This window comes from Arthrobacter antibioticus (assembly GCF_030063205.1).
Taxonomy (GTDB): Bacteria; Actinomycetota; Actinomycetes; order Actinomycetales; family Micrococcaceae; genus Specibacter.
In genome coordinates this window covers 143,331-166,120 of the sequence record NZ_JASISQ010000005.1, presented here as the reverse complement: position 1 = coordinate 166,120, position 22,790 = coordinate 143,331, and the positions used below count along the sequence as shown (strand labels likewise).

At 59.4% G+C, this 22,790-nt stretch carries 22 protein-coding genes; 5 read left to right on the top strand and 17 right to left on the bottom strand.

The window, feature by feature from the left end; genetic code table 11:
- Nucleotides 1–53: 53 nt before the first annotated feature.
- From QMG40_RS12330 to QMG40_RS12320, 3 genes are all read left to right on the top strand, one after another.
- A complete protein-coding gene (locus QMG40_RS12330) occupies nucleotides 54–4,949 on the top strand; it encodes an Lhr family ATP-dependent helicase (protein ID WP_283531353.1) in 4,896 nt (1,631 codons plus the stop codon).
- The gene (locus tag QMG40_RS12325) at nucleotides 4,942–5,772 is read left to right on the top strand and encodes a DNA-formamidopyrimidine glycosylase family protein (protein WP_283531352.1); all 831 of its coding nucleotides are present in this window, start codon (nucleotides 4,942–4,944) and stop codon (nucleotides 5,770–5,772) included. The genes QMG40_RS12330 and QMG40_RS12325 overlap by 8 nt, the downstream gene beginning before the upstream one ends.
- Before the next feature lie 66 nt (nucleotides 5,773–5,838).
- Entirely contained in the window at nucleotides 5,839–6,765 is a 927-nt protein-coding gene (locus tag QMG40_RS12320; protein ID WP_283531351.1) for a pseudouridine synthase, read from the top strand.
- 7 nt (nucleotides 6,766–6,772) lie between these two features.
- Here the strand turns inward: QMG40_RS12320 and QMG40_RS12315 are convergent, their stop codons facing one another.
- The 13 genes from QMG40_RS12315 to QMG40_RS12255 form a co-directional block, all read right to left on the bottom strand.
- Entirely contained in the window at nucleotides 6,773–7,138 is a 366-nt protein-coding gene (locus QMG40_RS12315) for a hypothetical protein (protein ID WP_283531350.1), read from the bottom strand.
- Nucleotides 7,135–7,728 carry an Asp23/Gls24 family envelope stress response protein gene (locus tag QMG40_RS12310; RefSeq protein WP_283531349.1) on the bottom strand — a complete coding sequence of 198 codons (594 nt, stop codon included), beginning with the start codon at nucleotides 7,726–7,728 and terminating at the stop codon, nucleotides 7,135–7,137. Before QMG40_RS12310 ends, QMG40_RS12315 begins: the two co-directional genes overlap by 4 nt.
- Nucleotides 7,725–8,294 carry an RNA polymerase sigma factor gene (locus QMG40_RS12305; RefSeq protein WP_343319171.1) on the bottom strand — a complete coding sequence of 190 codons (570 nt, stop codon included), beginning with the start codon at nucleotides 8,292–8,294 and terminating at the stop codon, nucleotides 7,725–7,727. Before QMG40_RS12305 ends, QMG40_RS12310 begins: the two co-directional genes overlap by 4 nt.
- Before the next feature lie 129 nt (nucleotides 8,295–8,423).
- Nucleotides 8,424–8,681, bottom strand: coding sequence for a GlsB/YeaQ/YmgE family stress response membrane protein (locus QMG40_RS12300; protein WP_283531348.1), 258 nt, complete (start codon nucleotides 8,679–8,681; stop codon nucleotides 8,424–8,426).
- Nucleotides 8,682–8,729: 48 nt separating this feature from the next.
- The gene (locus QMG40_RS12295; protein WP_283531347.1) at nucleotides 8,730–8,924 is read right to left on the bottom strand and encodes a CsbD family protein; all 195 of its coding nucleotides are present in this window, start codon (nucleotides 8,922–8,924) and stop codon (nucleotides 8,730–8,732) included.
- Nucleotides 8,925–8,960: 36 nt separating this feature from the next.
- Nucleotides 8,961–9,572 (bottom strand): hypothetical protein, encoded by a 612-nt coding sequence (locus QMG40_RS12290; protein ID WP_283531346.1) that lies wholly within the window; start codon nucleotides 9,570–9,572, stop codon nucleotides 8,961–8,963.
- Nucleotides 9,569–10,183, bottom strand: a complete 615-nt coding sequence (locus QMG40_RS12285) for an Asp23/Gls24 family envelope stress response protein (RefSeq protein ID WP_283531345.1) — start codon at nucleotides 10,181–10,183, stop codon at nucleotides 9,569–9,571. The genes QMG40_RS12290 and QMG40_RS12285 overlap by 4 nt, the downstream gene beginning before the upstream one ends.
- Nucleotides 10,180–10,614, bottom strand: a complete 435-nt coding sequence (locus QMG40_RS12280) for a hypothetical protein (protein ID WP_283531344.1) — start codon at nucleotides 10,612–10,614, stop codon at nucleotides 10,180–10,182. The genes QMG40_RS12285 and QMG40_RS12280 overlap by 4 nt, the downstream gene beginning before the upstream one ends.
- Nucleotides 10,611–10,802 carry a DUF2273 domain-containing protein gene (locus QMG40_RS12275; RefSeq protein ID WP_283531343.1) on the bottom strand — a complete coding sequence of 64 codons (192 nt, stop codon included), beginning with the start codon at nucleotides 10,800–10,802 and terminating at the stop codon, nucleotides 10,611–10,613. Before QMG40_RS12275 ends, QMG40_RS12280 begins: the two co-directional genes overlap by 4 nt.
- Nucleotides 10,799–11,287 (bottom strand): Asp23/Gls24 family envelope stress response protein, encoded by a 489-nt coding sequence (locus QMG40_RS12270; RefSeq protein WP_459253002.1) that lies wholly within the window; start codon nucleotides 11,285–11,287, stop codon nucleotides 10,799–10,801. The genes QMG40_RS12275 and QMG40_RS12270 overlap by 4 nt, the downstream gene beginning before the upstream one ends.
- A 141-nt stretch (nucleotides 11,288–11,428) precedes the next feature.
- Nucleotides 11,429–11,734: a hypothetical protein gene (locus QMG40_RS12265; protein WP_283531342.1), complete on the bottom strand. Its 306-nt coding sequence runs from the start codon at nucleotides 11,732–11,734 to the stop codon at nucleotides 11,429–11,431.
- A gap of 116 nt (nucleotides 11,735–11,850) precedes the next feature.
- Nucleotides 11,851–14,670 (bottom strand): phosphoenolpyruvate carboxylase, encoded by a 2,820-nt coding sequence (gene ppc / locus QMG40_RS12260; protein ID WP_283531341.1) that lies wholly within the window; start codon nucleotides 14,668–14,670, stop codon nucleotides 11,851–11,853.
- 160 nt (nucleotides 14,671–14,830) lie between these two features.
- On the bottom strand, nucleotides 14,831–15,409 hold the full coding sequence (locus QMG40_RS12255) for an SRPBCC domain-containing protein (RefSeq protein WP_283531340.1): 579 nt from the start codon (nucleotides 15,407–15,409) through the stop codon (nucleotides 14,831–14,833).
- A 105-nt stretch (nucleotides 15,410–15,514) separates the two neighbouring features.
- On the opposite strand from QMG40_RS12255, the gene QMG40_RS12250 reads away from it, so the two are divergent.
- A complete protein-coding gene (locus QMG40_RS12250; protein WP_283531339.1) occupies nucleotides 15,515–16,321 on the top strand; it encodes a DUF1684 domain-containing protein in 807 nt (268 codons plus the stop codon).
- A gap of 137 nt (nucleotides 16,322–16,458) precedes the next feature.
- On the opposite strand, the gene QMG40_RS12245 is transcribed toward QMG40_RS12250, so the two are convergent.
- The 3 genes from QMG40_RS12245 to QMG40_RS12235 all read right to left on the bottom strand — a co-directional run bounded on the left by QMG40_RS12245 (nucleotide 16,459) and on the right by QMG40_RS12235 (nucleotide 20,202).
- The gene (locus QMG40_RS12245; protein WP_283531338.1) at nucleotides 16,459–18,144 is read right to left on the bottom strand and encodes a thiamine pyrophosphate-binding protein; all 1,686 of its coding nucleotides are present in this window, start codon (nucleotides 18,142–18,144) and stop codon (nucleotides 16,459–16,461) included.
- 76 nt (nucleotides 18,145–18,220) lie between these two features.
- Entirely contained in the window at nucleotides 18,221–19,426 is a 1,206-nt protein-coding gene (locus QMG40_RS12240; RefSeq protein WP_283531337.1) for an acyl-CoA dehydrogenase family protein, read from the bottom strand.
- Nucleotides 19,423–20,202, bottom strand: a complete 780-nt coding sequence (locus tag QMG40_RS12235) for a 3-hydroxyacyl-CoA dehydrogenase (protein ID WP_283531336.1) — start codon at nucleotides 20,200–20,202, stop codon at nucleotides 19,423–19,425. Before QMG40_RS12235 ends, QMG40_RS12240 begins: the two co-directional genes overlap by 4 nt.
- A 168-nt stretch (nucleotides 20,203–20,370) precedes the next feature.
- On the opposite strand from QMG40_RS12235, the gene QMG40_RS12230 reads away from it, so the two are divergent.
- Nucleotides 20,371–21,447: a glycoside hydrolase family 76 protein gene (locus QMG40_RS12230; RefSeq protein ID WP_283531335.1), complete on the top strand. Its 1,077-nt coding sequence runs from the start codon at nucleotides 20,371–20,373 to the stop codon at nucleotides 21,445–21,447.
- On the opposite strand, the gene QMG40_RS12225 is transcribed toward QMG40_RS12230, so the two are convergent.
- Nucleotides 21,437–22,699, bottom strand: coding sequence for a trans-sulfuration enzyme family protein (locus QMG40_RS12225; protein ID WP_283531334.1), 1,263 nt, complete (start codon nucleotides 22,697–22,699; stop codon nucleotides 21,437–21,439). The genes QMG40_RS12230 and QMG40_RS12225 overlap by 11 nt on opposite strands.
- Nucleotides 22,700–22,790: the final 91 nt, after the last annotated feature.

Here is a 22,790-nt window from a genome sequence, read left to right as displayed (position 1 = left end):
CTGACGCATTGGAAACGGTGTCGCCCTCACCACTTCGCCATAATGTCAGTGGGATGCGGCATGATGGAGCCGTGCAAGGAACAACGCCAGCAGCTGCCATGAAACAATTCGCCGCCCCCACCCGCGAGTGGTTCCTTGGCGCGTTTGGTTCCCCCACGCCGTCTCAAGTGGGTGCTTGGGCCGCGATTGCTGGCGGAGCCCACTCCTTGGTGGTTGCACCCACAGGTTCCGGAAAAACACTGGCCGCCTTCCTCTGGGCACTCGATGGGCTCATCGCAAAAACAGATCCCCCACAGGAAACTTCAACAGCGGCCGGCCCCGAAAAAAATACAAGTAAAAAAATAGGCACCCGGGTGCTTTACATTTCCCCGCTCAAGGCTCTGGGTGTGGACGTGGAACGAAACCTCCGGGCACCCCTGATCGGCATCACACAAACAGCTGCCCAGCTCGGTCTGGCGACCCCGCAGGTCAGCGTGGGTGTGCGTTCCGGAGATACCCCCACCAATGAACGGCGCCGCCTGCTCAGCCATCCACCAGATATCTTGATCACCACCCCGGAATCCCTGTATCTGATGCTGACCTCCAAGGCGCGAGAATCTCTCACGGATGTGCACACAGTCATCATTGACGAGGTCCATGCGGTGGCCGGAACCAAACGTGGAGCGCATTTGGCGCTCTCCCTGGAACGTCTTGATGCGCTATTGAAAACCCCCGCTCAACGCATTGGTCTGTCAGCAACAGTTGAGCCGCATTCAACGGTGGCCCGTTTCCTGGGCGGCAATGCCCCGGTTGAAATAGTGGCTCCGCCCAGCACCAAAAACTGGGATCTAACTGTGACCGTGCCGGTCGCGGACATGACCGAACTTCCCGCACTGGCCTCCACCAACGAGCGTGGCCCTGCCTCCGGTCTGGCACCCAACGCCTCGATTTGGCCCCATGTTGAGGAAAAGATCGTGGACGCCGTGTTGGCGAAGAAGTCCACCATAATCTTCGCCAACTCCCGCCGATTAGCTGAGCGGCTCACGGGCCGTCTCAACGAGATATACGCCGAACGATCAGAACTGGCGGCCCTCGACGCTGCCGCCGCACTGAAAGTTGCGCAGACGGCGGACGGTGAGGTGTCCGACGTCGAACCCTCCTCAGCGCACGCCTGGCGGAAAGCGGAGTCCCCGGCAAGGCTCCCCGCCGAGATGATGGCGCAGGCCGGAGCCGTGGCGGGGGCGCCGCCGGTGCTGGCTAAGGCGCACCACGGTTCGGTGTCCAAAGAGCAACGGGCGCTGATCGAGGATGATCTTAAATCTGGGCGGCTGCGCGCCGTGGTGGCCACATCAAGTCTGGAATTGGGCATCGATATGGGTGCCGTGGACTTGGTAATTCAGGTGGAGTCACCGCCATCTGTGGCTAATGGACTCCAACGAGTGGGCCGTGCCGGGCACCAGGTGGGAGAAATATCGCAGGGGCTGCTGTTCCCTAAACACCGCGCCGATCTGCTGCACTCCGCCGTGACAGTAGAACGGATGCTGGCTAACAAAATTGAGCCACTGTCCATCCCGGCCAACCCGCTGGACATTCTGGCCCAACAAACTGTGGCCGCTACCGCCCTGGAAGCTGTGGATGTGGATGAGTGGTTTGAGACTGTCCGCCGCAGTGCACCCTTTTTGGCACTGCCACGTTCGGCTTTTGAGGCCACCTTGGACTTGTTGGCGGGGCGCTACCCCTCAGATGAGTTTGCTGAGCTACGCCCGCGCATCATTTGGGACCGCGCGGCCGGAACCATTGTGGGCCGGCCAGGTGCACAACGTCTGGCGGTAATATCCGGGGGTACCATTCCTGACCGCGGCCTATTTGGCGTGTTCATCATTGGTTCTGAGGAATCAGGTGGCGCCAATAAGGGTGGGCGCCGCGTGGGCGAACTGGATGAGGAGATGGTGTACGAATCCAGGGTGGGGGATGTGTTTGCTCTGGGCGCCACGAGCTGGAAAATTGAGGACATCACCTTTGACAGGGTGTTGGTCTCTCCCGCGTTTGGCCAACCGGGCAAGCTGCCCTTCTGGAAGGGCGATTCCCTTGGCCGTCCCGTAGATTTGGGGCGGGCACTGGGCGCCTTCATTCGCGAAGTCAGCGCAGCTCCCCGCAAGAAAGCACTTGCCCGGTGTGCGGCCACCGGACTTGATCAGTGGGCAGCTAACAACCTGCTCAGCTATTTGGATGACCAGAAAGCCTCCACCACGCAAGTCCCGGATGACAAAACACTCATGGTGGAACGCTTCCATGATGAACTCGGCGATTGGCGCGTGGTGCTCCACAGCCCCTTTGGCATGCCTGTGCATGCACCGTGGGCACTAGCCGTGGCAGCCCGTCTGCATGAACGCTATGGGCTGGACGGCTCGGCCATGGCCTCCGATGACGGTATTGTGCTGCGCGTTCCGCTCATGGATGACGAACCTCCGGGCGCTGATTTGTTCCTCTTCGACCCAGCTGAACTTGACGGCATTGTGACAGCAGAGGTGGGCGGCTCAGCACTGTTTGCGAGCCGTTTTCGCGAATGCGCCGCCCGCGCGTTGTTGTTGCCGCGCCAGAATCCCGGTAAACGATCCCCCTTGTGGCAGCAGCGCCAGCGCTCGGCTCAGCTGTTGGATGTGGCCCGGAAATACCCCACATTCCCCATCGTGTTGGAAACGGTGCGCGAATGCTTGCAGGACGTCTACGATCTGCCCGCGTTGAAGGAGATTGCCGCATCGATTGAGCGCCGCGAGCTGCGCATTGTGGAAACCACCACCAGCGAGCCCTCCCCATTTGCCCGTTCGCTGCTCTTTGGCTATGTGGCGAGCTTCCTGTATGAAGGGGACTCCCCGCTGGCTGAACGCCGGGCAGCCGCGCTGTCCTTGGACCCGGCGCTTCTGGATGAGCTGTTGGGCCGGGCCGAACTGCGCGAGCTGCTGGATCCCGATGTCATCGCCACTACCGAGGCCCAGCTACAGCGCCTCGCTCCCGATCGCCGCGCGCGCGGGATCGAGGGGGTTGCTGACCTGTTGCGTTTGCTGGGCCCTCTCACAGTGGCAGAAGTTGCCGCCCGTCTGGTACCCACGGTCAGCGCGGATCCCTCGGGGCCGGAGCCCTCCTTGGTAACGGAGGACGCCGCTGACCCGCCCGCAGTTGTTGGCTCCCCTGAACATGGGGTTGAATCGCATCTGGTCCAGGTGGGTGCGTTTCTAAGCACATTGGCTGGCGCCAACCGGGCACTGCAAGTCAATATGGCTGGTGAGCCACGCTTCGCAGCCATTGAGGACGCCGCGCGCCTGCGCGACGCGCTGGGAATTCCGCTGCCCATGGGTGTCCCGCTTGCCTTTATTGAACCGGTGGCCGATCCACTCGGTGACTTATTGGGACGCTATGCACGCACCCACGGCCCATTCACGGCACCCGAGGCTGCTGCCAGGTTGGGGCTCGGAGTGGCCGTGGTCCTTTCAGGGTTAGCTCGGCTCTCCGCAGACAGACGTGTGACAGAGGGCGAATTTTTGCCTCAACGCGCCGAAAACGGTGCTTCGGAGTGGTGCGACGTTCAGGTGCTGCGCCAATTGCGCAGCCGCTCGCTGGCGGCACTGCGTGCTGAGGTAGAACCGGTTGATGCCGCTACGTTTGGCCGCTTCCTGCCCGCGTGGCAGCACGTTACAGCCGCATCCAGCTCAACGGCGCTGCGCGGCTTGGATGGTGTATTGACGGTGGTGGATCAGTTGGCGGGTGTGCCGATTCCCGCATCCGCATGGGAACCACTGGTATTGGCTTCCCGGGTGGCCAACTACTCCCCTGCCATGCTGGATGAGCTTATGGCAACGGGGGAAGTGGTGGTTTCCGGGTCCGGGGCACTGGGGTCAAACGATGGTTGGCTCAGCTTGCACATTGCGGACTCAGCCGATCTGACGCTGCAACCATCCACTGATTTCACCGCAACCGAGTTCCAGGAACGTGTCCTGGCCGCGTTAGGCAATGGCGGTGCGTATTTCTTTCACCAGTTGCGTGAGATGACAGCTGAGGGCCCCGATCATCCTCCCTCCGATTCCGAGCTGACCAACGCTTTATGGGAACTACTCTGGGCCGGGAGGGTCAGCAACGATACATTTTCGCCCATCCGAGCGTTACTGGCCGGTGGACACACGGCACACAAACAAAAAACGCCCCCGTCACGGCTGCGTCCGGCACGCGCCGGGCGCTATGGCCGTTTGCCGGGCCGGAGCCTCAGCTCGCAACGCGGGGCGCCTCCCGTGGGAGCTGGGCGTTGGAGCTTGTTATCAGGTGCATCCAGTGCAGAAGATGCCACCTCCACCACGCAGGCCACACTGCGCAGCCACGCCTTGGCCGAATTATTTCTGGATAGGTACGGGGTCATCACGCGGGGCTCCGTCATGAACGTTGGAATCCCTGGTGGGTTCGGGCTCATGTACAAGGTGTTGGCTCGATTGGAAGAAAGCGGCAAGTGCCGCCGCGGCTACTTCATTGAGCATCTGGGTGCCGCACAATTTGCGGTCTCAGCCACAGTTGATCGCTTGCGCACCTTTAGCGAGGACGCCGCTTTGGCGGTGAAGGCTCCTACGGCCCTGGCTCTGGCGGCCACCGACCCCGCCAACCCCTACGGCGCAGCGCTGCCATGGCCACCTTTGGATTCTGGGCATCGGCCGGGGCGCAAGGCTGGTGCTTTAGTGGTTCTGGTTGATGGTGCCTTGATCCTCTACGTGGAACGCGGTGGGCGTACGTTGCTGTGCTTTAGTGAAGATGATTCTGCCATTGCCTTGGCCGCCAAAGCACTGGTACAGGTGGTTAAGCGTGGCGCAATTGATAAAATGGCCATTGAAAAAGTCAATGGTGGCGACATTCTTGGCACTGCGCTGGCCCATTCCTTATTAGAGTCCGGGGCATATAGCTCCCCGCGTGGAGTGCGGATCCGTGCCTGAGGGAGACACGGTCTGGCGTCAGGCCCGCGATCTGCGCGCAGTGCTTCAGGGCCAGGAGCTTGCCTCTTGCGATTTCAGAGTCCCTGCGTTTGCAACGTTGGATTTCACCGGCCTGACTGTCACCGCGGTTCAGTCGCGCGGCAAGCACCTTTTGATGTACGTGGGCCCGCACGTCATCCATTCGCATCTTTCCATGGAAGGGCATTGGGACATTTATCCACGTGCCACCCCGGGCCGGGCATCACGCTGGCGACGCCCTGCCTTCACTGCACGGGTGGTTCTGCAAACCCAATTAGTCACGGCTGTGGGATTCTCCTTGGGAACGCTGGAAGTGGTGGCCGCGGCGCAAGTTTTGGACGTCGTGGGACATCTTGGCCCAGACTTGTTGGGCCCCGATTGGGATGCCGCCCAAGCCTTGCAGCGACTACGTGCCGATCCAGGCCGAGCCGTGGGGCTGGCGCTACTTGACCAACGGAACCTTGCCGGGATTGGCAACGTTTATCGCAACGATTTGTGCTTCTTAGGTGGGGTACACCCTGCCATGCCCATCGGCGAAGTGGCAGGGTTGCCTCGCATGGTAGACCTCGCCAAACGCTTGCTTGAGGCTAATAAGGACAGGTCCTCCCGGTCAACCACAGGTGGGCCTGCGCGCGGCGAGGCGGCTGCGTGGGTGTACGGGCTGGCCGGAAAACCATGCAAGCGGTGCGGGAGCCTTATCCGCTATGCCACCCTCGCCGATCCTCTCTTTCCAACCCACGGCGCTCGGGATATCTATTGGTGCCCGCACTGCCAAGGAGGTCCGCCGGCGAGTACCCACGGTTAGGGTTTACCCAGCGTGACCGCGGCGGTGGTCTGCACGCCGCCGATCCCTCGGTACTCTTGAATGGTGATGAAATCTCCGCTCCCGGTACGCAATGGCGTCAACGCGACCCGCGTGCGAGTGCCCGCTGAGGGGCCCTGGAAAACAGCCATGGAATTTGTGCTGGACAAATTCGGGCATGTGGACCCTGCCGGCATCGTCAGTAGATTTGAACGCGGCGAAGTTATGGCGTTGGGTGGGGAAATCCTCACACCCGCGACCCCGTTGGACCAGCACATGTTCATTTGGTACTACCGCGAACTGCCGGTGGAAAAACGGCTACCCGTGGAACTCTCAGTCCTGCATCAGGATGAAAACCTTGTGGTTGTGGACAAGCCTCATTTTCTGCCCACCACACCTGGCGGCATGTACGTTCAGGAGTCGGCCCTTGTCCGCCTGCGCGTATTCCTTGACCTACCGGAACTGGTGCCCATGCACCGCTTGGACAGGATGACTGCCGGGGTGTTGTTATTTTCAGCTAACCCTGACACGCGTGGAAAATACCAAACATTATTTGAAAGACGTCAGATACAAAAAACGTACCGCGCCGTGGCACCGGTCCGCGACGATCTGGAGCTGCCCTTAGTGGTGCGGAGTCACATGATTAAATCGCGCACGTATTTGTTGGCTCAAGAAATCGAAGGTGAGCCCAACGCTGAAACCCGGATCGGGTTGTTGGACAGCCGTACGGACCAGACAACCGGTGACCACCTAGGGCTCTACGATCTGAACCCGCACACAGGAAAAACCCATCAACTGCGCGTGCACATGGCCTCCCAGGGCCTAGGAATCTTGAACGATTCGTTTTACCCAATCCTGCACGAGCAGGCACCGGATGATTTCACTAAACCACTGCAGCTACTAGCGCGCAGTATTTCCTTTACTGACCCGCTGACTCGTGAGGCAGTGAGCTACTCCTCTAAACTGGAACTTTCAGCGTTTCCAGGTCACAACTAAGCGGTGGCTAGACTCCGATTGCGGCGATCTGAACAAGTACCCGAACCTCAAAATCTGGCCTACGCGGGGCTACAAATGTGCGAATCCCAGTAGCAACACTGCGAGCCAACTGCGGTGCCGGCACAGACCCATCGGTGCCTACACGCACCTTCACTGTCAGGACCGGCGCTGTCAGGACCGGTCTCATGCCTTCGCTGCCAGGGTCAGCGGTCTCGGAGCACGCCACGAAGGTCGTCGCCGCAGCAGTTTCCGCGGGTAATAGGAGTCCACCCAACGTTTTCACCGCTGTTCGCCACGTCGGATCCACTGCATAGACAACAGCAACGCCATCCATGTCCAAGACCCGCTGGTGAACATCATCTTCAAGGCTCATGGCTGTTCTTTCCTATCCGCATCGCCAGCAGTCTGAAATCTCGGCCGCACATCAGTGAACGTCACGTGCACAGCCACCACATTCAGCTCCGTTTCAGCTAGCAGTTCTGCGAACACTGCCTCCCGCAATTTCTCGGCAAGCGACGGCAACGGGTACCCGTACCTCGCTGAAACACCTATGTGAAATTCAATGGGTGCTCCGACGGTCTCGGCGTCGCCATCTATCCGGCAGCGACCAATCAACACCCCGCCCACAGAGTCACCCACGGAGCGGACCATTGCAATGACAGCACCCTCGGATTCTGTCAGCTGGTCTAAAGGACCGCCAGCAATCGGGATTGAGCGCCCCGCGCTCGTTTCTAGCCTCAGGTTGGCCAGAATGCCATCAAGCCAGATGGTGTCATCGGCTGCTGCTGACGCCGCGTCGTCGTCCATGAGATCCATGGCTACAGACCTGAGGCTTCTCAGTCCTGCAAGTCTTGCCTGGCATTGTGGGCAGTGCTCAATATGTTCGGCATCAGCGCAAACACCCGTGTCGAGGTAGTCGCTGAGGTCTTCGATGCGCCGATCGCAATCTCGCGTTGGGTTCATCGCCAGTCCTCCATGTCCTTCACAAGCGTTGTTCGTGCTCTGGCCAACCGGCCGCGCACGCTGGTTGCGCTGATACCCAGCGTCTCGGCAATTTCCTCATATGATTGACCACCGATTTCCTTCAAGACCCAGCATCGTCGCTGTTCTTCCGGTAGACGGGCAAGCGCCTGATTCAATGCAAGACGCGCGGACCCAGCCAACGCGGCTTGCTCCGGCGTGGGTTTTTTATCTGCCGCGTGCCCCTGCTCATCCAAGTTGCCATGTACTTTACGCCGCCTGCCAGAATCGACAGCACGGTGGGCCACTATCCGCATCATCCACGCTTTTACTGACGCCGGATCCTTGAGGTCCCGGATATCTTTCCATGCTGTGATGAGCGCTTCTTGTACAACGTCGTCGGCATCGTCATAGGTTCGGGTTAGACGCCGGGCGTATGCTCGCATCAGTGGGGCATGTCTATGGGCCAGCGCCTCAAAGGCAGCAACATCACCGTCACCGGAACGCTCTGCCAAAAAATCATCGGGGGCATCAGCAAGTGCGTGCGCCATTTCCTGCAGTCGTTTCACCGTCTTGGGCCCTTTCATCATTTCCAGCCGTCCAAGGTGCTTGGCTGTGAGCCTATACGTTTTCGCGGGCAGCTAACGCTATGCGTTAGCTGCCCGCGAAACTTGAAACTATTTGTAAGCTACCTGAGGCTACTTACGGCCGCGGATGGCGCCGTAGATTGCGGCAACAACCAGGCCACCACCAATGGACAACAGCCACGTCTTAATATTGAAGAACGTGCCGAGGTCAACATTGAAAATAAGCGATCCGAGCCAGCCACCAACGATGGCGCCAACCACTCCCAAAATGATGCTTGTGATCCAGCCGCCTCCGACTTTGCCAGGCATGACTGCCTTAACGATTGCGCCGACGATCAAACCAAGAATAATAAATCCGAAGAAACCCATATGTACCCCTTATATTAAGTGCGAATGCTTGTAATGCAGATGATTAGACTACTTGTTGAGACCGTTTTTGAACTCCGTGGCGGCGTCTTTGACCTTTTCCCCGGCCTGTTTGGCTTCGGCGCTTACTTGGTCTGCACGGCCTTCATGCTCAAGTTTCTGGTTATCCAACAGCTTGCCTGCTTGCTCTTTTACGGAGCCAAGCCCCTTTTCGGCGCTATTACTGATTTTATCGCCCAGTCCCATGTTTTCTCTTTCGTTAGGTTTCGTTGTTGTTTTTTCTCATGCCACGCGTTCTGTACGGGCAAATTTGCTACGTGTGCCTGCTTTGATGCGGATCAGCACAGGCAATTGAATTCCCAACAGTTCATCCAAGCCCACCACTAGATGTTCCACGGCGGCGCGCACCTCAGCCGGAGAGGCACCTTTCCGGGCTTGGAGCACTATTTTCAGCCCAGTATCACTGCCGATACCTCTGGTTTTCCAGGATTGCACCGAACTGGCGAGGATCTGGTTGTTTTCTGCCAGTGCCGCCTTGATCGCTTGAGCGGCAACAGCAATATCTACTGTGGTATTTCCGGTCGGGCTTTCCGCCTTGGCCAGCTCATTGCTGCGGCCAGTGCCTTGTGAGGCAAGCCAGCTCACTAACAGCACTGCAACCACAATGAGCAGGACCAGCACAGCGATAGTCCACCAACTGATCTCTGCCCCTGAAATCCGGGCCGCATCCAGCCGTTCCTGGATGCGGCTCCAGAGGTTAGTCCCGGCCGAAGTCAAGCTTTGGGCGAATCCCCTGCTGACTCCAGCCAGTATTGCGAGGGTTCCCGCGCCAGCTAATATCAAACCAAAAATGGCCAATATTGTGCGGTTCAGCCCACGGTTGGTGCTGTTCATATGCCCACCTCCTGCTTAGTACCGGACGTCTGCTTATGCCCGGGTTTGACAGTGATAGCAACAGGATTATGCAATCCGTAAGCAGCTACCTCGCGTTCCACGGCTTCTTGAACAGCATCCGTATCTACACTCAGACCGGTGCTTGGATGCAATGAAACCTCGATGCGCTTTCGGCTCACACTTGTCGCTACCTGTTCAGGTGTCAGGCGGGCAACTGTGCGTGCAGTACGCGATACGGCTGCGGCCAGCACTTCATGCTCAACCACCACTGCTGCACGTGAACTCTCCATAATGTGCCGCGGCTTCGTACCAGGCAAGAGTGCCGCTGCCACAATAGCAAGCCCCACCAACACCATGCCTGCACCGATCGCGATGAGCGCCTCAGGGATTGTGGCTGTTGCCACTGATGCCGTACGCTCAGCCAGCTCGGAAGGGGAAATCAGCAGAGCTGTGTTCGCCGTCAACGCGAGCAGCAGTTCAATGGCCAGCCATATCACCGCCAGCAACAGGGCGACGGCTACGATGATGGACAAGGCTGCCCGGCTGGACCGGGTTTCGCGCAGATTGAGTCTTTTGATTACTCGCGGCTCAGTTGCCTGCATGTTTCTCATTGGACCCTCCCTGTGGTTATTGGTTTCCCGTCATGAATCCCGGTGAACCGGATGTCCACTCGGCCAACGGTTGTTCCAGCCAGAGCGTGGAGGCGTTTTCTCACAACGTCCCTGACTGCAGCTGCACGCTCAAACACAGTGCCGCCGTCGGACTCCAAGTTCATGCGCACATCATCACTTGGTGAGTCCAGGTAGAAATCCTGCCCTTGGGCGCGCAGTACCAAAGGCACGGCCAGCGAGACGCTTACTTGTCCCTGCTCATCGTGGATTTTGGCGCTGATATCCCGTGCCGGGACATTGAGGGCGTCGGCGGCGATCGCTGCCACTAGCTGGTGCATCGTGTTGGCTGAAATGTTGGTGTACCCGGCACGCATATTTGGCTGGTGCTGCCGGTGTGCTTCCAGATCAGCCCCCCGCGTGCCGGTACTCATGATGAGGTGCGCTTGCCGCGGAGAGCGTCAAAAACGCTGCGCAGATCCAGCCTGCCGTCAACACTTCTGCCGATGAGCGCACCAACCGCCATGAACAGGGCCACCAACAGCATGGCCCAGAATCCAAAAACAAGGGCCGTAATGGCCAACGTAGCGGCTATGGCCGTGCCGGCCACGGTGGCGCTCATGAGACGCGGGCTTCTCGCGGCCCAGTCTGGCTCTCATCGTGGCGTGCGGCCGCGACGGTCTTCTCGTCATTTTCTTCCGAAGCGATGTGGATATCGGTGATGGAGACGTTAACCTCGGTCACCTCCATACCTACCACGTCTTCCACTGCGGCGTAGATGGCGTCACGGACGTCGTCGGCAACCTTTTGAAGTGGGTGCGGGTACTCCACAACAAGAGTAATATCAACCGCCACCTGTGTCTGGCCAACTTCAACGCTCACGCCCTGGGTCAAATCCTTCTGACCCACAGCTTCGCGGAGGCTGCCCAGTGCACGTGCGGCTCCGCCACCGAGTGCGTAAACACCCGGAATGTCCTGTGCAGCAATACCGGCAACTTTGGCGACAACACCGTCAGCCACCGTGGTGGTGCCACGGCTGGTGACCGACTGTTTGCCCGGTGCGGGGGTACCTGTTGCTGGGTTCTTAATCTGAGGCTGAGTAGTCAAAATAATCACTCCCGAAGTTCTGCTTAGATACATCTTCAAGCTCAGCACCATTTTGGCGCCTACACAGATAAGGCGTATCGAGCGGGAGAATCCTCACGGTTAAATCCATGTGATTCACATCACACTTGTTTTTCCGGCTTCCTAGAGCGCAAGCCACTTGCCTGTGGAGCGGCGGAAGGTGCGCAAAACACCCGTGGTGGCCACCGTATTCACACCATGCGCCATCGATACCGCAGCGTTGCGCGCAAACTGGTTCTCGGCGTCGTACTCGCTGGCCTCAACCATGAAACGAACGGTAATGCGCGGCACCCCGGCCACAATGTCCAGCTGGTTGGCCTCAACAACGTGGGCGGAACCAACCGCAGCAACAGCCACATCCATAACTTCTTTAGGATCGTGACCGGGACGCAGGCCGGTAATTTGGATGGTGGCACGAAATGAAGGCATCTAACCAGCCTAAACGAAGCCGCCCACACCAAAAAAGCCGCCGTTTGCGGATTAAGCCACCCGGCGCCGGGTGGCTTAATCCGCAAACGGCGGCTTTTTCCATAGGGGAGCGTTGTTTAGCCGGTGTTACGCAAGCCGGCAGCCACACCGTTGATGGTGATCAGCATGGCTCGCTGTAGACGCTCATCCACATCAGACTTGGTAATATCCGCCTCACGGACGCGGCGCAGCAGCTCAACTTGGAGATAGGAGATGGGGTCAAGATACTGATCGCGGACATTTAGTGAACGTTTGAGCAGGGGCTGGTTGTCCAGCAGCTCAGTCTCCCCTGTCAGCAGCTGTAGCTCCGCGACAGTGAGGTCAAACTCGGCGCGGATGGTGGCAAAGAGGTGCTGCAGCGGAACAGGTACAAGGGTGCGAACGTAGTGCGCGGCAATGTCCATATCCGTCTTGGCCAGCGTCATTTCCACATTGGAGATAGTGGAGGAGAAGAAGTGCCAGTGATCCAGCATTTCCTTCAGCTCAGCACCGCGGCCAGCTTCACGTGCTGCGCGCAGACCCGAGCCAACACCGAACCAACCCGGCACAATCTGACGTGACTGAGTCCACCCAAATACCCACGGGATGGCGCGCAGGCCTCCAAGCCCGGACCCGGAATCCGGGCGTTTGGACGGCCGTGAACCAATGTTCAAACTTCCGAGTTGCTCCACCGGGGTGGACGCCAGAAAGTAGGCCGGCAGGTCCTCGTGGTCAATCAATGTGCGGTAGGTACCAAAAGCGGCGTCGGACATGACTTCCATAATGTCTCCGAAGCGGCCCAGATCATCCTCTGAGTGACGCGGTGCCTGGTGCAAGGCGGAGCCCTGCATGACAGCAGCCAGGGAAAGTTCCAGGTTTTCCCGGGCAAGTTCGGGCAGGGAGTACTTATCGGAGATGACCTCGCCCTGCTCGGTGAACTTGATGGCGCCTTCAAGGACGCCATTGGGCTGGGCCATGATGGCGTCATAGGTGGGTCCGCCACCGCGGCCAACGGAGCCGCCACGGCCGTGGAACATGCGCACGTTCACGCCGTGCTTGAGCGCTACGTCGCGGAGTTTGCGCTGAGTCTTGTGGATCTCCCACTGTGAAGTCAGCACGCCGGATTCCTTGTTGGAATCTGAGTATCCAAGCATGATCTCCTGGACGTCCCCGCGCAGGCGAACAAGTTCGCGGTACGCCGGATCGGAGAGCAGCTGGTCCACAATTTCAGCAGATGCGCGCAGCTCATCCACCGTTTCCAACAGCGGTGCGAAACCAATTTTGGCGTAACGGTTTTCGCCGGTGAGCTGGACCAACCCGGCTTCGCGAGCCAGTACCGCGGGGGCCAACACGTCGTCAGCGCCGCGAGTCATGGAGATAATGTACGTTTCAATGACGTCGGGGCCGTACGTGCGCAAGGCCCGCCGCACAACACGGAAGACGTCGTAGGTTCCGTTTGCCGCGCCGTCGAGCTTAATCGGGTGCCCTGAAAGCGGACGCTGACTGGCAAGTTCGCGGCTCAGAACCGCCATACGCTCGGCACGATCAAACTCTGCGTAGGGCTTGTTTAGCTCACCAACCCTGTCAATGAGCTGGCCGACGGCGTCGTGGTGGTAGTCGGCATGCTCACGGATATCCAAGGTTGCCAAGTGCAAACCGAAGGAGGCAATGGCCCGGCGCACTGAAGCCAGTGCCCCGTCCGCCACCAAAGCTGCAGAGTTATTGCGCAGCGAAACTTCCAGCAGCTCCAAATCCGCGATGAGTTCCGAAGTGGCGCTATAGTCGCGGCCGGGCTCATGGTAGGCGTCAGCGGCCACACGCTTTTGCGTGTTGTGCAGTTTGGCCTTGATGCAGGTGAGTTTCAGACGGTACGGCTCATCCGCATTGAGCTCTAGGACGCGCGGATCAATATGGGGCAGGTTCGCCAAATCCACAGCGATCGAATCGGTCAGCGCCGCATCGGCGCCATAGAGGGCGCTTGAGTTGGAGAGAACGCTCAACAGCTCATCGATGAGCACCAGCGAGATTTTCACCGCGTTCTGGTTCTGCAACACCAAAACCTCGCGTGTCACCTCCGGAGTGACATTGGGGTTGCCATCGCGGTCGCCACCAATCCACGAACCGAAACGCAGTGGGGCGGCGTCCACGGGCAGTGCAACTCCGTGCTCTCCCAACAAGTCGCTGAGCTCGGTCAGCACCTCCGGCATGGCGTCAGTGAGAATATTGCGCAGGTAGTAAATGGCGTTGCGGGCCTCATCCATAGGGGTGGGGCGAACTTTCCGCAACTCATCCGTCTGCCACATTTGGTCGATGATTTCGGCCAGTTTACGGTCCTGGCGGGCACGGGCTGTGCTGCCTTCTTCTGATTCGGTGGCAAGGATGTCAGAGAGCTTGCGGATCTTATCCAGCACTGAACGCCGCGATGCTTCCGTGGGGTGGGCGGTGAAGATGGGCCGCACGTCCAGTTCGTTGACAACCTTCTGCAGCGTTTCGGCACCCGCTTTTTCAGCAATTTCGGTGACGGCCTTGGCCAGCCAGCCGTCCTTTTCGCTACGGCTGCGCAGACTCCGAACACGGTGAACCTGCTCCGCAGCGTTGGCCAGGTGGAAGTAAAACGCAAAGGCCCGAACCAGGTCTGTTGCCTGCTCCAGCGGTAGGGAGGAGAGGACCTCACGGACCTGCTCCGCGACGTCGTTTGCGCTCCAGGGGCCCGTGCCGGATTCCCCACGCGCAGCCTCTTTGGATTCCTTTGTCAGCAGGCGAACCTGCTCCACCATCGCCAACAGTTCGGGGCCATGCTGGCGAACCAGGGATTCACCCAGCAAAGTGCTCACGCGGCGGACATCGCGGCGAAGGTCAGTGTCCGGCTCGGCACCCTGTGCGGTGCCCTGCGGGTTTGGTTGCAAATCTGAGCTCATGAGTCAGCGTCCTTACGGTCTATGATTCTGGGGTGCTCGTATGCGGCGTTGAATACGTTGGGACCCAAGAATAGGGCCGCTTGGATACTACGTGGGGTTCGTTGAACGATGCCAGTCTGTCTCAGATAGTGAGGATCTGCGCGACAGAGACTCTGCGCGCTCAGACTGCGGTGTATAGGGCGTGAACGCGTTCCCAGCACGGGTAAAAGTCATCCCACCAGTGCTGCCAGTGAATACTTTTGCCATCCAGTGCTTCCTGCAGATGGTCAAGGTGGACGTGCCAGCCGGCCAGCGACATCAACGCTATTTCAACGGGAACTTCCACAGCATTGCTAAACACCAGCTGCGTGCCCTGCTCGGTGTCAGTCAGCTCCAGCCGGATACGCCCGTGCATGGAATTGGAGATTTCAAGTACTCGCGGCTCATCAGCTTCAATAACGCGCCCGTACCACCAGTCGGTCTCAATGCCGTGTCCTTCATCTTTGACATTGAGCCATTTCAAATCAAAGGATGAACCGGTTTTGATACTGCCCCGAACCTTCGCCCACCACATAATGGTTTTCTCCGGGTCCGTGAACATGGACCACAGTACCTCAGGGGCAACCTGATAGTGCCGCACCAACGTTAGCTGCGTGCGCTCATCCTCCAACGCGGTGGCGGCACCGAGCGGAAAACGTGTCATGTCCTTGTTCAACGAAGCGTTCGTTGAGTCTGTGGGGTTCGTTGAATCTGTTGCCATGGCCCCATTCTTTCACCCCGGATGCCCCCGTGCCGCCGGAATATCGCTGCCGGCGCAGTCGTTGTGCCTAGAGTGGAGAACCCACACTGTTTCGATAGGAGCGCCATGAGTATAAACACCGCAGAACTCGATCGCCTTACCCAGCGGTGGGAACGCTTCCGCACCGGCCGCGACAACTCGCTCGCCGTGCAGCACGGCTGGCTCACGCTCACCTCGCTACAGTGGCTTCCCCAGGTTCCCTCCCCGCTCTTGGGCGTACCCGGCCTGTGGAGTTATTCAGGCACGACGGCGTCACTGACCGCCAGCGCGGACGATCACCTTACGCTGGCGAAAAGCGGAGAGCCAGTGGTTGGCACCATCACGGTTGAACTAGTTGACGAGCAATCAGTGATGTGGGTTGCTGCCGGAACCGTGGTTGTTGAACTGGGTATGCGCGCCAACCGTTATATGATCCGAACCCGCGACTCGCAGGCACCCTTGATGCAAAACTTCACCGGCGTCCCGGTGTTTGATTACAACCATGACTTTGTTCTCAGCGGCAACTTCGAGCGCTACGCCCAGCCCCGGGGTGAAACTATCAAAACGGCCAACCCGCAAGTCCCCGGACAGGCAGTGCTGGTGGGGGACGTCTGCTTTGAATTGGGCGGCAGCCGGTATAGTTTGGCGGCCGAGGAAGGTGATCTTGGCTCTCTTCTGGTGAACTTTCACGATGCCAGCAACAACGTTTCAACAGCGCCGTGGCGCAGAGTTGAACTGACCAAGCCGCGTCCTGACGGCACGGTTGTGGTGGATTTCAACCGTGCCATCAACTACCCCAGTGCTTTTAGCGACTTTGGTACGTGCCCCTCGCCCTCAGCCGGGAACACTTTGCCGGTGGCAATCGAAGCCGGAGAGCGCAACCCGCGGAAATAACTCTCACGCCGTCGGCTCGGATTTGATGGCTCTTGGTCGTCGCGGCACTCCTGCTGTCTTGAAACTTGCCCGTAGCCGACCCCTTCAATTGATGGGGCTCATACATGTCTCCATCTTCCTCCCACGAAGCTGTGACCTTAGGACTTTTTGCCAGCGTTGATCGATGCGCTCATGAATTCGGCCACGATCTTTTGCGAGATGGACACATCTAGGACGAACACCCCTTCATCATGCGTGTCCAACCATTCACGAAGGACTTCAAGCTCAGCCAGTGTGCCGATCTTGGCTCCTTCGGCTCCGAACGCGCGCCCCACGGCGGCGAAGTCGACTTCATCGATGAGCATCGCGGCAGGGTCAAGGCCTTTGGACGCGTATTGATGCAGCTCGGCGCCGTAGGCGGCGTCGTTCAACACCACGATCACGCCTCGGCGGGTTACGCGGAGGAAAGTTTCGAAGTCTGCCAATCCCATGAGTCCGCCGCCATCACCGGTGACAAAAACGGTGGTGCGGTCCGGGCGGGCTGCGGAGACTCCCGCCGCGGAACCGAAGCCGAGCCCAATGGACTGAAAGGCAGTGCCCACCAGGATCATGGCCTGCGGGTCCGGTACGGAGAGGTACATCGGGGCCCAGCCGATGAAATGGCCCCCGTCCATGACCAGCGAGCGCTCCGTGGGCAGGATGTCCTCGAGGGCAGCGACAACCGCTCGGGGGTTCAGGCGGCCGTCGACGCCGAACTCGGCCGGGTTCTCCACCGGTGCAGCAGAACGGAAGGACTCGGTGGCAACCTCCGGCACCTGCGAGCGCCAGCCGCTGGATTCTTCCACAACCGGCAAGCGCTCGACGAGGGCACTCAAGGCTGGCTCAAGGTCTGCCCGCAAGTAATCGGTCACCTGCGCATGGACCATCCCGGACTCTGGTTCGTTGTCGATACGGATGACCGTGGTGGCAGAAGCCAATAAAGTGCCGTAGCGGGACTGGAAGGCGTTCAGTGATGCCCCCACCACCAGCACCACATCAGCTTGCTGGGCCAGTTCCAGCCGGTGGTCGCGGGTGAAGCCTCCGGCGATGCCGAGGTTCCACGCGGAATCGATGATGTTGGTGGCCATGACTGAGGTCATGAACAGGGCTCCGAGCCGGTCCCCCAGTTCACGAAGCGGCGCCTGCGCACCAGCCAGCAACACGCCCCGCCCGGCCAGGACAAGGGGTCGTTTGGCGCCGCGCAACAACGCGGCCACCTCATCGAGTTCAGCAGCGCCAGCGGTCCAGGCCGCCTTCTCAGGAAGCGACGCCAGGGTGACCTGTTCGCTCAGCTGCGCCGTGGCGAGGTCATAAGGAATAGCCAGTACCACCGGCTGCACGCTCTGTATTGCCAGATCGAATGCCCTGTGCGTCATTGCTGCGGCGTTCTCCGGTCCGGCCACCAGCGTTGTCACCCCCACGGCAGCGGATGCCGCGCTCTGGTCCACGTCGAAGGCCCTTCGCCCTGTTGTGGGGGCATCTCCGGTCACCAACACCAACGGGATGCGGGCCAGCCGTGCTTCTGCGAGAGCGGTGTAGGCGTTGGTGAACCCGGCCCCGTACGTTGTTGTCGCGGCACCCACCTTGCCGGTGGCACGGTGGTAGGAGTCCGCCATCGCCACCGTGGCAGCCTCATGACGGGCAGAGGTGAAGGGAAACCCCGCGGAGGTGAGGTGGCTGATCAGGTGGGCGTTTCCGTTTCCCAACAGCCCAAAGAGGTGCCCTGTCCGCTCTGCGATGACGTCGGCCACTGCTGTGGAGACGCTTGCGGCGGGGGTGGAGGCTGCGTTCACAGTGGTGCTCATGGCGTTCCTTCTTTCATGGAAAATCTTCGCCCGCTCCAACAGCGGGCGGCACTCGATGGCAGGTGGGGTTGCAGCCCTAGACGATCGCCGAGACCCCTGTGATTGCGCGGCCGGCAATGAGCGTGTTGATCTCGTGGGAACCTTCGTAGGTGTAAATCGCTTCGGCATCTGCGAAAATCTTGGCCATACCGTAATCGCTGACAATGCCGTTGCCACCCAGTATTGACCGGCCAAGCCCTACGGTTTCGCGCATAGCAGCCGTGGTGTGCGCTTTTGCCAGCGCTACTTGTGCCATGGATGGAAGCAAGGGTCCATCCGTAGCCCCCGCCGTGTCTTGCAGCCCCGCAATACGCACCATCATTGCCATGGACGAGGTGGCGTTTCCCAGCATTGTCACTAATTGTGACTGGATCATCTGGAACGCTGCAATGGGCCGGCCAAACTGTTCCCGCTCCAGGGCATACGCTCGGGCAACATCAAAAGCGGCCAATTGCTGTCCCACCGCCTGCCATGCCACTGAGACGCGTGAGCCCAGCAGCAGCCGGTTGGTGTCTTCGAAGGAATCAACAGTAGAAATACGATCGCATTCCTCAACCCGCACATCAGTCAAAGTGATATGCGCGTTTTGGACTGTTCGTAGCGCAATCTTGTTCTCGATCTTTACCCGAGAAACTCCTGGTGCGGTGGCGTCCAAGAAGAAGCCACGAACTTTTCCTGTTTCAGTTTCTTTGGCCCACAACAGCATCCTGTCGCAGAACGTCCCATTGCCAATCCAGCGCTTGGCGCCGTTCAACACCCAGTGCGTGCCGTCGTCGTCGGTAACTTGCGAAGCCGTGGTCGCCATTCCGCCGGCCACGTCGCTGCCGTGATCCGGTTCGGTCAGCGCAAAAGCGCCGGTGCTGCGCAACGAGAGGGCATCTGGCAGCAGCCGCTCCCTTTGCTCCATGGAACCGAAGTCAATGAGCGCTTGCACAAATAGGTCGTGGTGGACAAGGAAAAAAGTTGCCAGCGAAGTGTCCACTCGCGTCATTTCGGCCACCACCAAACCGGTGAACAAATGGCTATAGCCGCGCCGGTCCGGCGTGGCCAGATCCAGTGCCGCGATCTTGGGCAAAATGTGCGCCGGGAACTCGGCCTCATTCCACCAATCGATGCAGTAAGGGGCAACCTCTTTAGCGAGAAATTCGCGCAGCTGCGCCAACTTTGTCTTTTCTGCAGCGCTCAGCAGCGCTTCAAAATCGTAAAAGTCGGCTTCGGGAATCGTGCTGTGGATTTTGCTCACTTCGGCGACATCCGGATGGCGCCGTCAAGCCTGATGGTCTCACCATTGAGCATGGCGTTGGCAACAACGTGCTCAACGAGAGCCGCATATTCGGCGGGTTTTCCCAACCGTGAAGGGTGCGGGACTTGCTGGCCCAGCGAATCCTGCGCGGCTTGCGGGAGGCCGGCCAGCATAGGCGTTTCAAAAATACCCGGCGCAATGCTCACCACGCGCACCAATGACCGTGCCAGCTCGCGGGCCAACGGCAGGGTCATTGCTGCCACGGCACCCTTGGATGCGGCGTAGGCAGGCTGGCCAATCTGTCCGTCAAATGCGGCGACGGAGGCAGTGTTGACGATGACACCGCGCTCGGGACCAAATTCACCGGCCAACGGTTCAGCCGCAGCCATGGCCTCGGCGCAAAGCCTGACAACGTTAAACGTCCCAATCAGGTTGATCTGCACTACTCGGCTGAACTGCTCTAGCGGAAGCACTCCGTCCCGTCCCAGAACCTTCCCGGGAGTGGCAACACCGGCGCAGTTCACCACTATCCGCAGCGTGCCCAGCTCCGCGGCGGCCGCAACTGCTGTGCGCACCTGGTCTTCGCGGGTTACATCGGCGGGAACAAAAATGGCTCGATCTCCAAGCTCTGCTGCCAGATCGGCGCCGCTTGAGTTTGGCAGATCAACAAGTACCACGGCAGCCCCGGCAGCATGTAGGCGCTTAGCCGTTGCCGCGCCAAGACCTGATGCACCGCCTGTAATCAGTGCGACGGTGCCATTGTTTGAAATTTCCATGGTTCCTCCTCGTTGAGGTTTGACCCGGTACCGGGCGTGGAAGTTGCGTTAATGAATACTAACCGAAATCTGCTGTTCGGCGCAGAACAGCTGAAGGAGCGTTCAAAAAAAGCCGACCTGAAGTGAGCGAGCGTTTGATGACGGTACCGCGCCAGTACGCTTGGTTCCATGACAGGGAACTTCAACCACGCCGCTGGGCTTCCCCTGCCTGGGGAATGGGCGGCACTGGCAGCGCACGCGGCAGCCGATGTGAATGCACGCTTCGGCCATCCTTTGATGGGCCTGCCCGGAACCTGGATTGGCGCGTTGACCTCCGCAGCGAGGCAAGACCCACACCTCAAACCCAGCACGTGTCTACTACGCCAAACCCCATGGTCCGAATGGCACTACTGGTGGCAGGCACAATATCTGGACGCCATTGTTGACACCGGTTTTTTGACGTTGAATGCTGGCAACAGAGCTGCCGCCAAGGGTGAACTTCACCGCGGGCAACAATTGCTGCGCGGAATCATGATCAGAAACTTCGGCCGTTTCCCCAACTATTTCTATGACGACATGGCGTGGTTGGCCCTCGCTGCGCACCGGCTCAACGAACTCTCACTGCGCCTGACAGCCCGCCCTTCTCGGCTCGCTATTTACGCAATAAAGTCCCTGACTAAGCAACTTCACAACGCCCACGACACAGTCCTTGGCGGAGGCATTTACTGGTCCCGCAAGCGAGATTTCAAAAATACGCCTGCCAACGGTCCCGCCGCCCTCCATTTTATCCGCGCGCGGGAGCAAGACCTGGCCGAGTCCATCCTTGACTGGCTGCGCCATGAGCTCTTTGATCCGGTAACAGGGCTGTATGTTGACGGCATTCACCCCTCCGCCACTGGTCGCGACGTTGAACACACCATCTACACCTATAACCAGGGTCCCGTGTTGGCTGTCCTCTTGGAGCTTGGGCGTCCACAACATTTGGCACGGGCAGCAAACCTGGTTGACTGTATCCGAGACCAGCTCAGCACCCCGGGCCAGGGCCTGCGCCTGGAACCAGGCGGTGATGGCAGCCTCTTTACCGGCATACTCTGCCGCTACCTGGCCCTTGCCGCGCGGGAGGAAAGGCTTCCGGCGCTGACCCGTGAAACGGCGTCGAACCTTATCCAAGAGACCGCGGCTAAAGTTCGTGGGCAGACCCCTCTGCAGCTTTCCGCGGCAGTCCAACGCTGGAGCATACTCTCAGCCGCTGCCGCTAGTGAATAGCTGCGCCAACCTTGTGATCAGCACGCTGGTCACCGCCGGCGGAAACCGGGGCCAGTGCCTGCTCTAGATCCTTGATCAGGTCCTCAACGCACTCGAGCCCAATAGAGAGACGCACCAGGTTGGGCAAGGGACGCGCCTCGGGTGCAACCGGCCTGTGAGTGAGCGCGGCCGGGTGCTGAATAAGGGAGTCGACGCCGCCCAGCGAGACAGCATGCGTGAACATGCGCACTCCCGAGGTGAGTCGCATGGCCGCCTCAAAACCGCCGGTCAGGCTGATCGAGACCATGGCACCGGTTCCGTGCATCTGGCGCTCCAACAAGCCCAGCGGGTCACCATCGTTACCCGGGTAATGGACTTTCTCCACGCCTGGATGGCTGTGGAGCCACTCGGCGATCCGGAAGGCACTTTCCTGCTGTCCACGCATCCGGACTGGAAGCGTGGCAAGTCCCCGGTGCAGCAGGTAAGCGCCCAGGGGATGCAAGATGGCCCCGGTGATGGCCCGAACACGGCGTAGTGATTGGGCCGTTTGCTCACTACAGGCAATGACACCACCCACTGCGTCGCCATGTCCACCAATATATTTTGTTGCGCTGTGCAGCGACATGGAAGCACCAAGAGTGATGGGATTTTGCAACACTGGCGTGGCAAAGGTGTTATCGACAAGGACGGGAACGCTCCCGGCTTGCGCCACGATATTTCTAATATCAACAAGCTCAAGAGTCGGGTTGGCAGGTGTTTCCAGCACAATCAGGACGGTTTCCTCCCGTACGGCGCCGGCCACGTCATTTTCCGCACAGAACGTGGCATCTACGCCCAACAATCCGGAAGCCAGGAGATGGTCGGTGCCACCGTACAGTGGGCGCACGGCAACCACGTGGGGGCGAAGTGTTGGATTCGCAGTCACCTTAGGGCTGTCTTTAGCGGCCAGAATGGCGGCTGTCATTGCTGCCATGCCCGAGGCAAAGGCAACTGCGGCTTCAGCCTTTTCCATCTGCGCAAGTCCAGATTCGAACCGGGCAACAGTGGGGTTCCATAGGCGGGCGTACACCGCACCTCCCTCGGGCAAAGGGTGTCCGCCAAGCGCCATGGATTCGTAGGAATCGCCTCCATGCTCAATATCCGGCAGTGGGTAGGTGGTGGATAAATCTAAGGGGAGGGCGTGAACGCCCAATTCCTGCAGATCCTCCCGACCCCCATGCACAGCCACCGAGTCAGGATTCATGGACACATTGCTGCGATGTTCAGTAGTCATAGCCCAAGAATGAACGAATAAACAAAAGATAGCTAGATAATTAGGTGAATGGCTAATAAACTTAGCTAAATCCGCGTTTTTCAACAAGAAG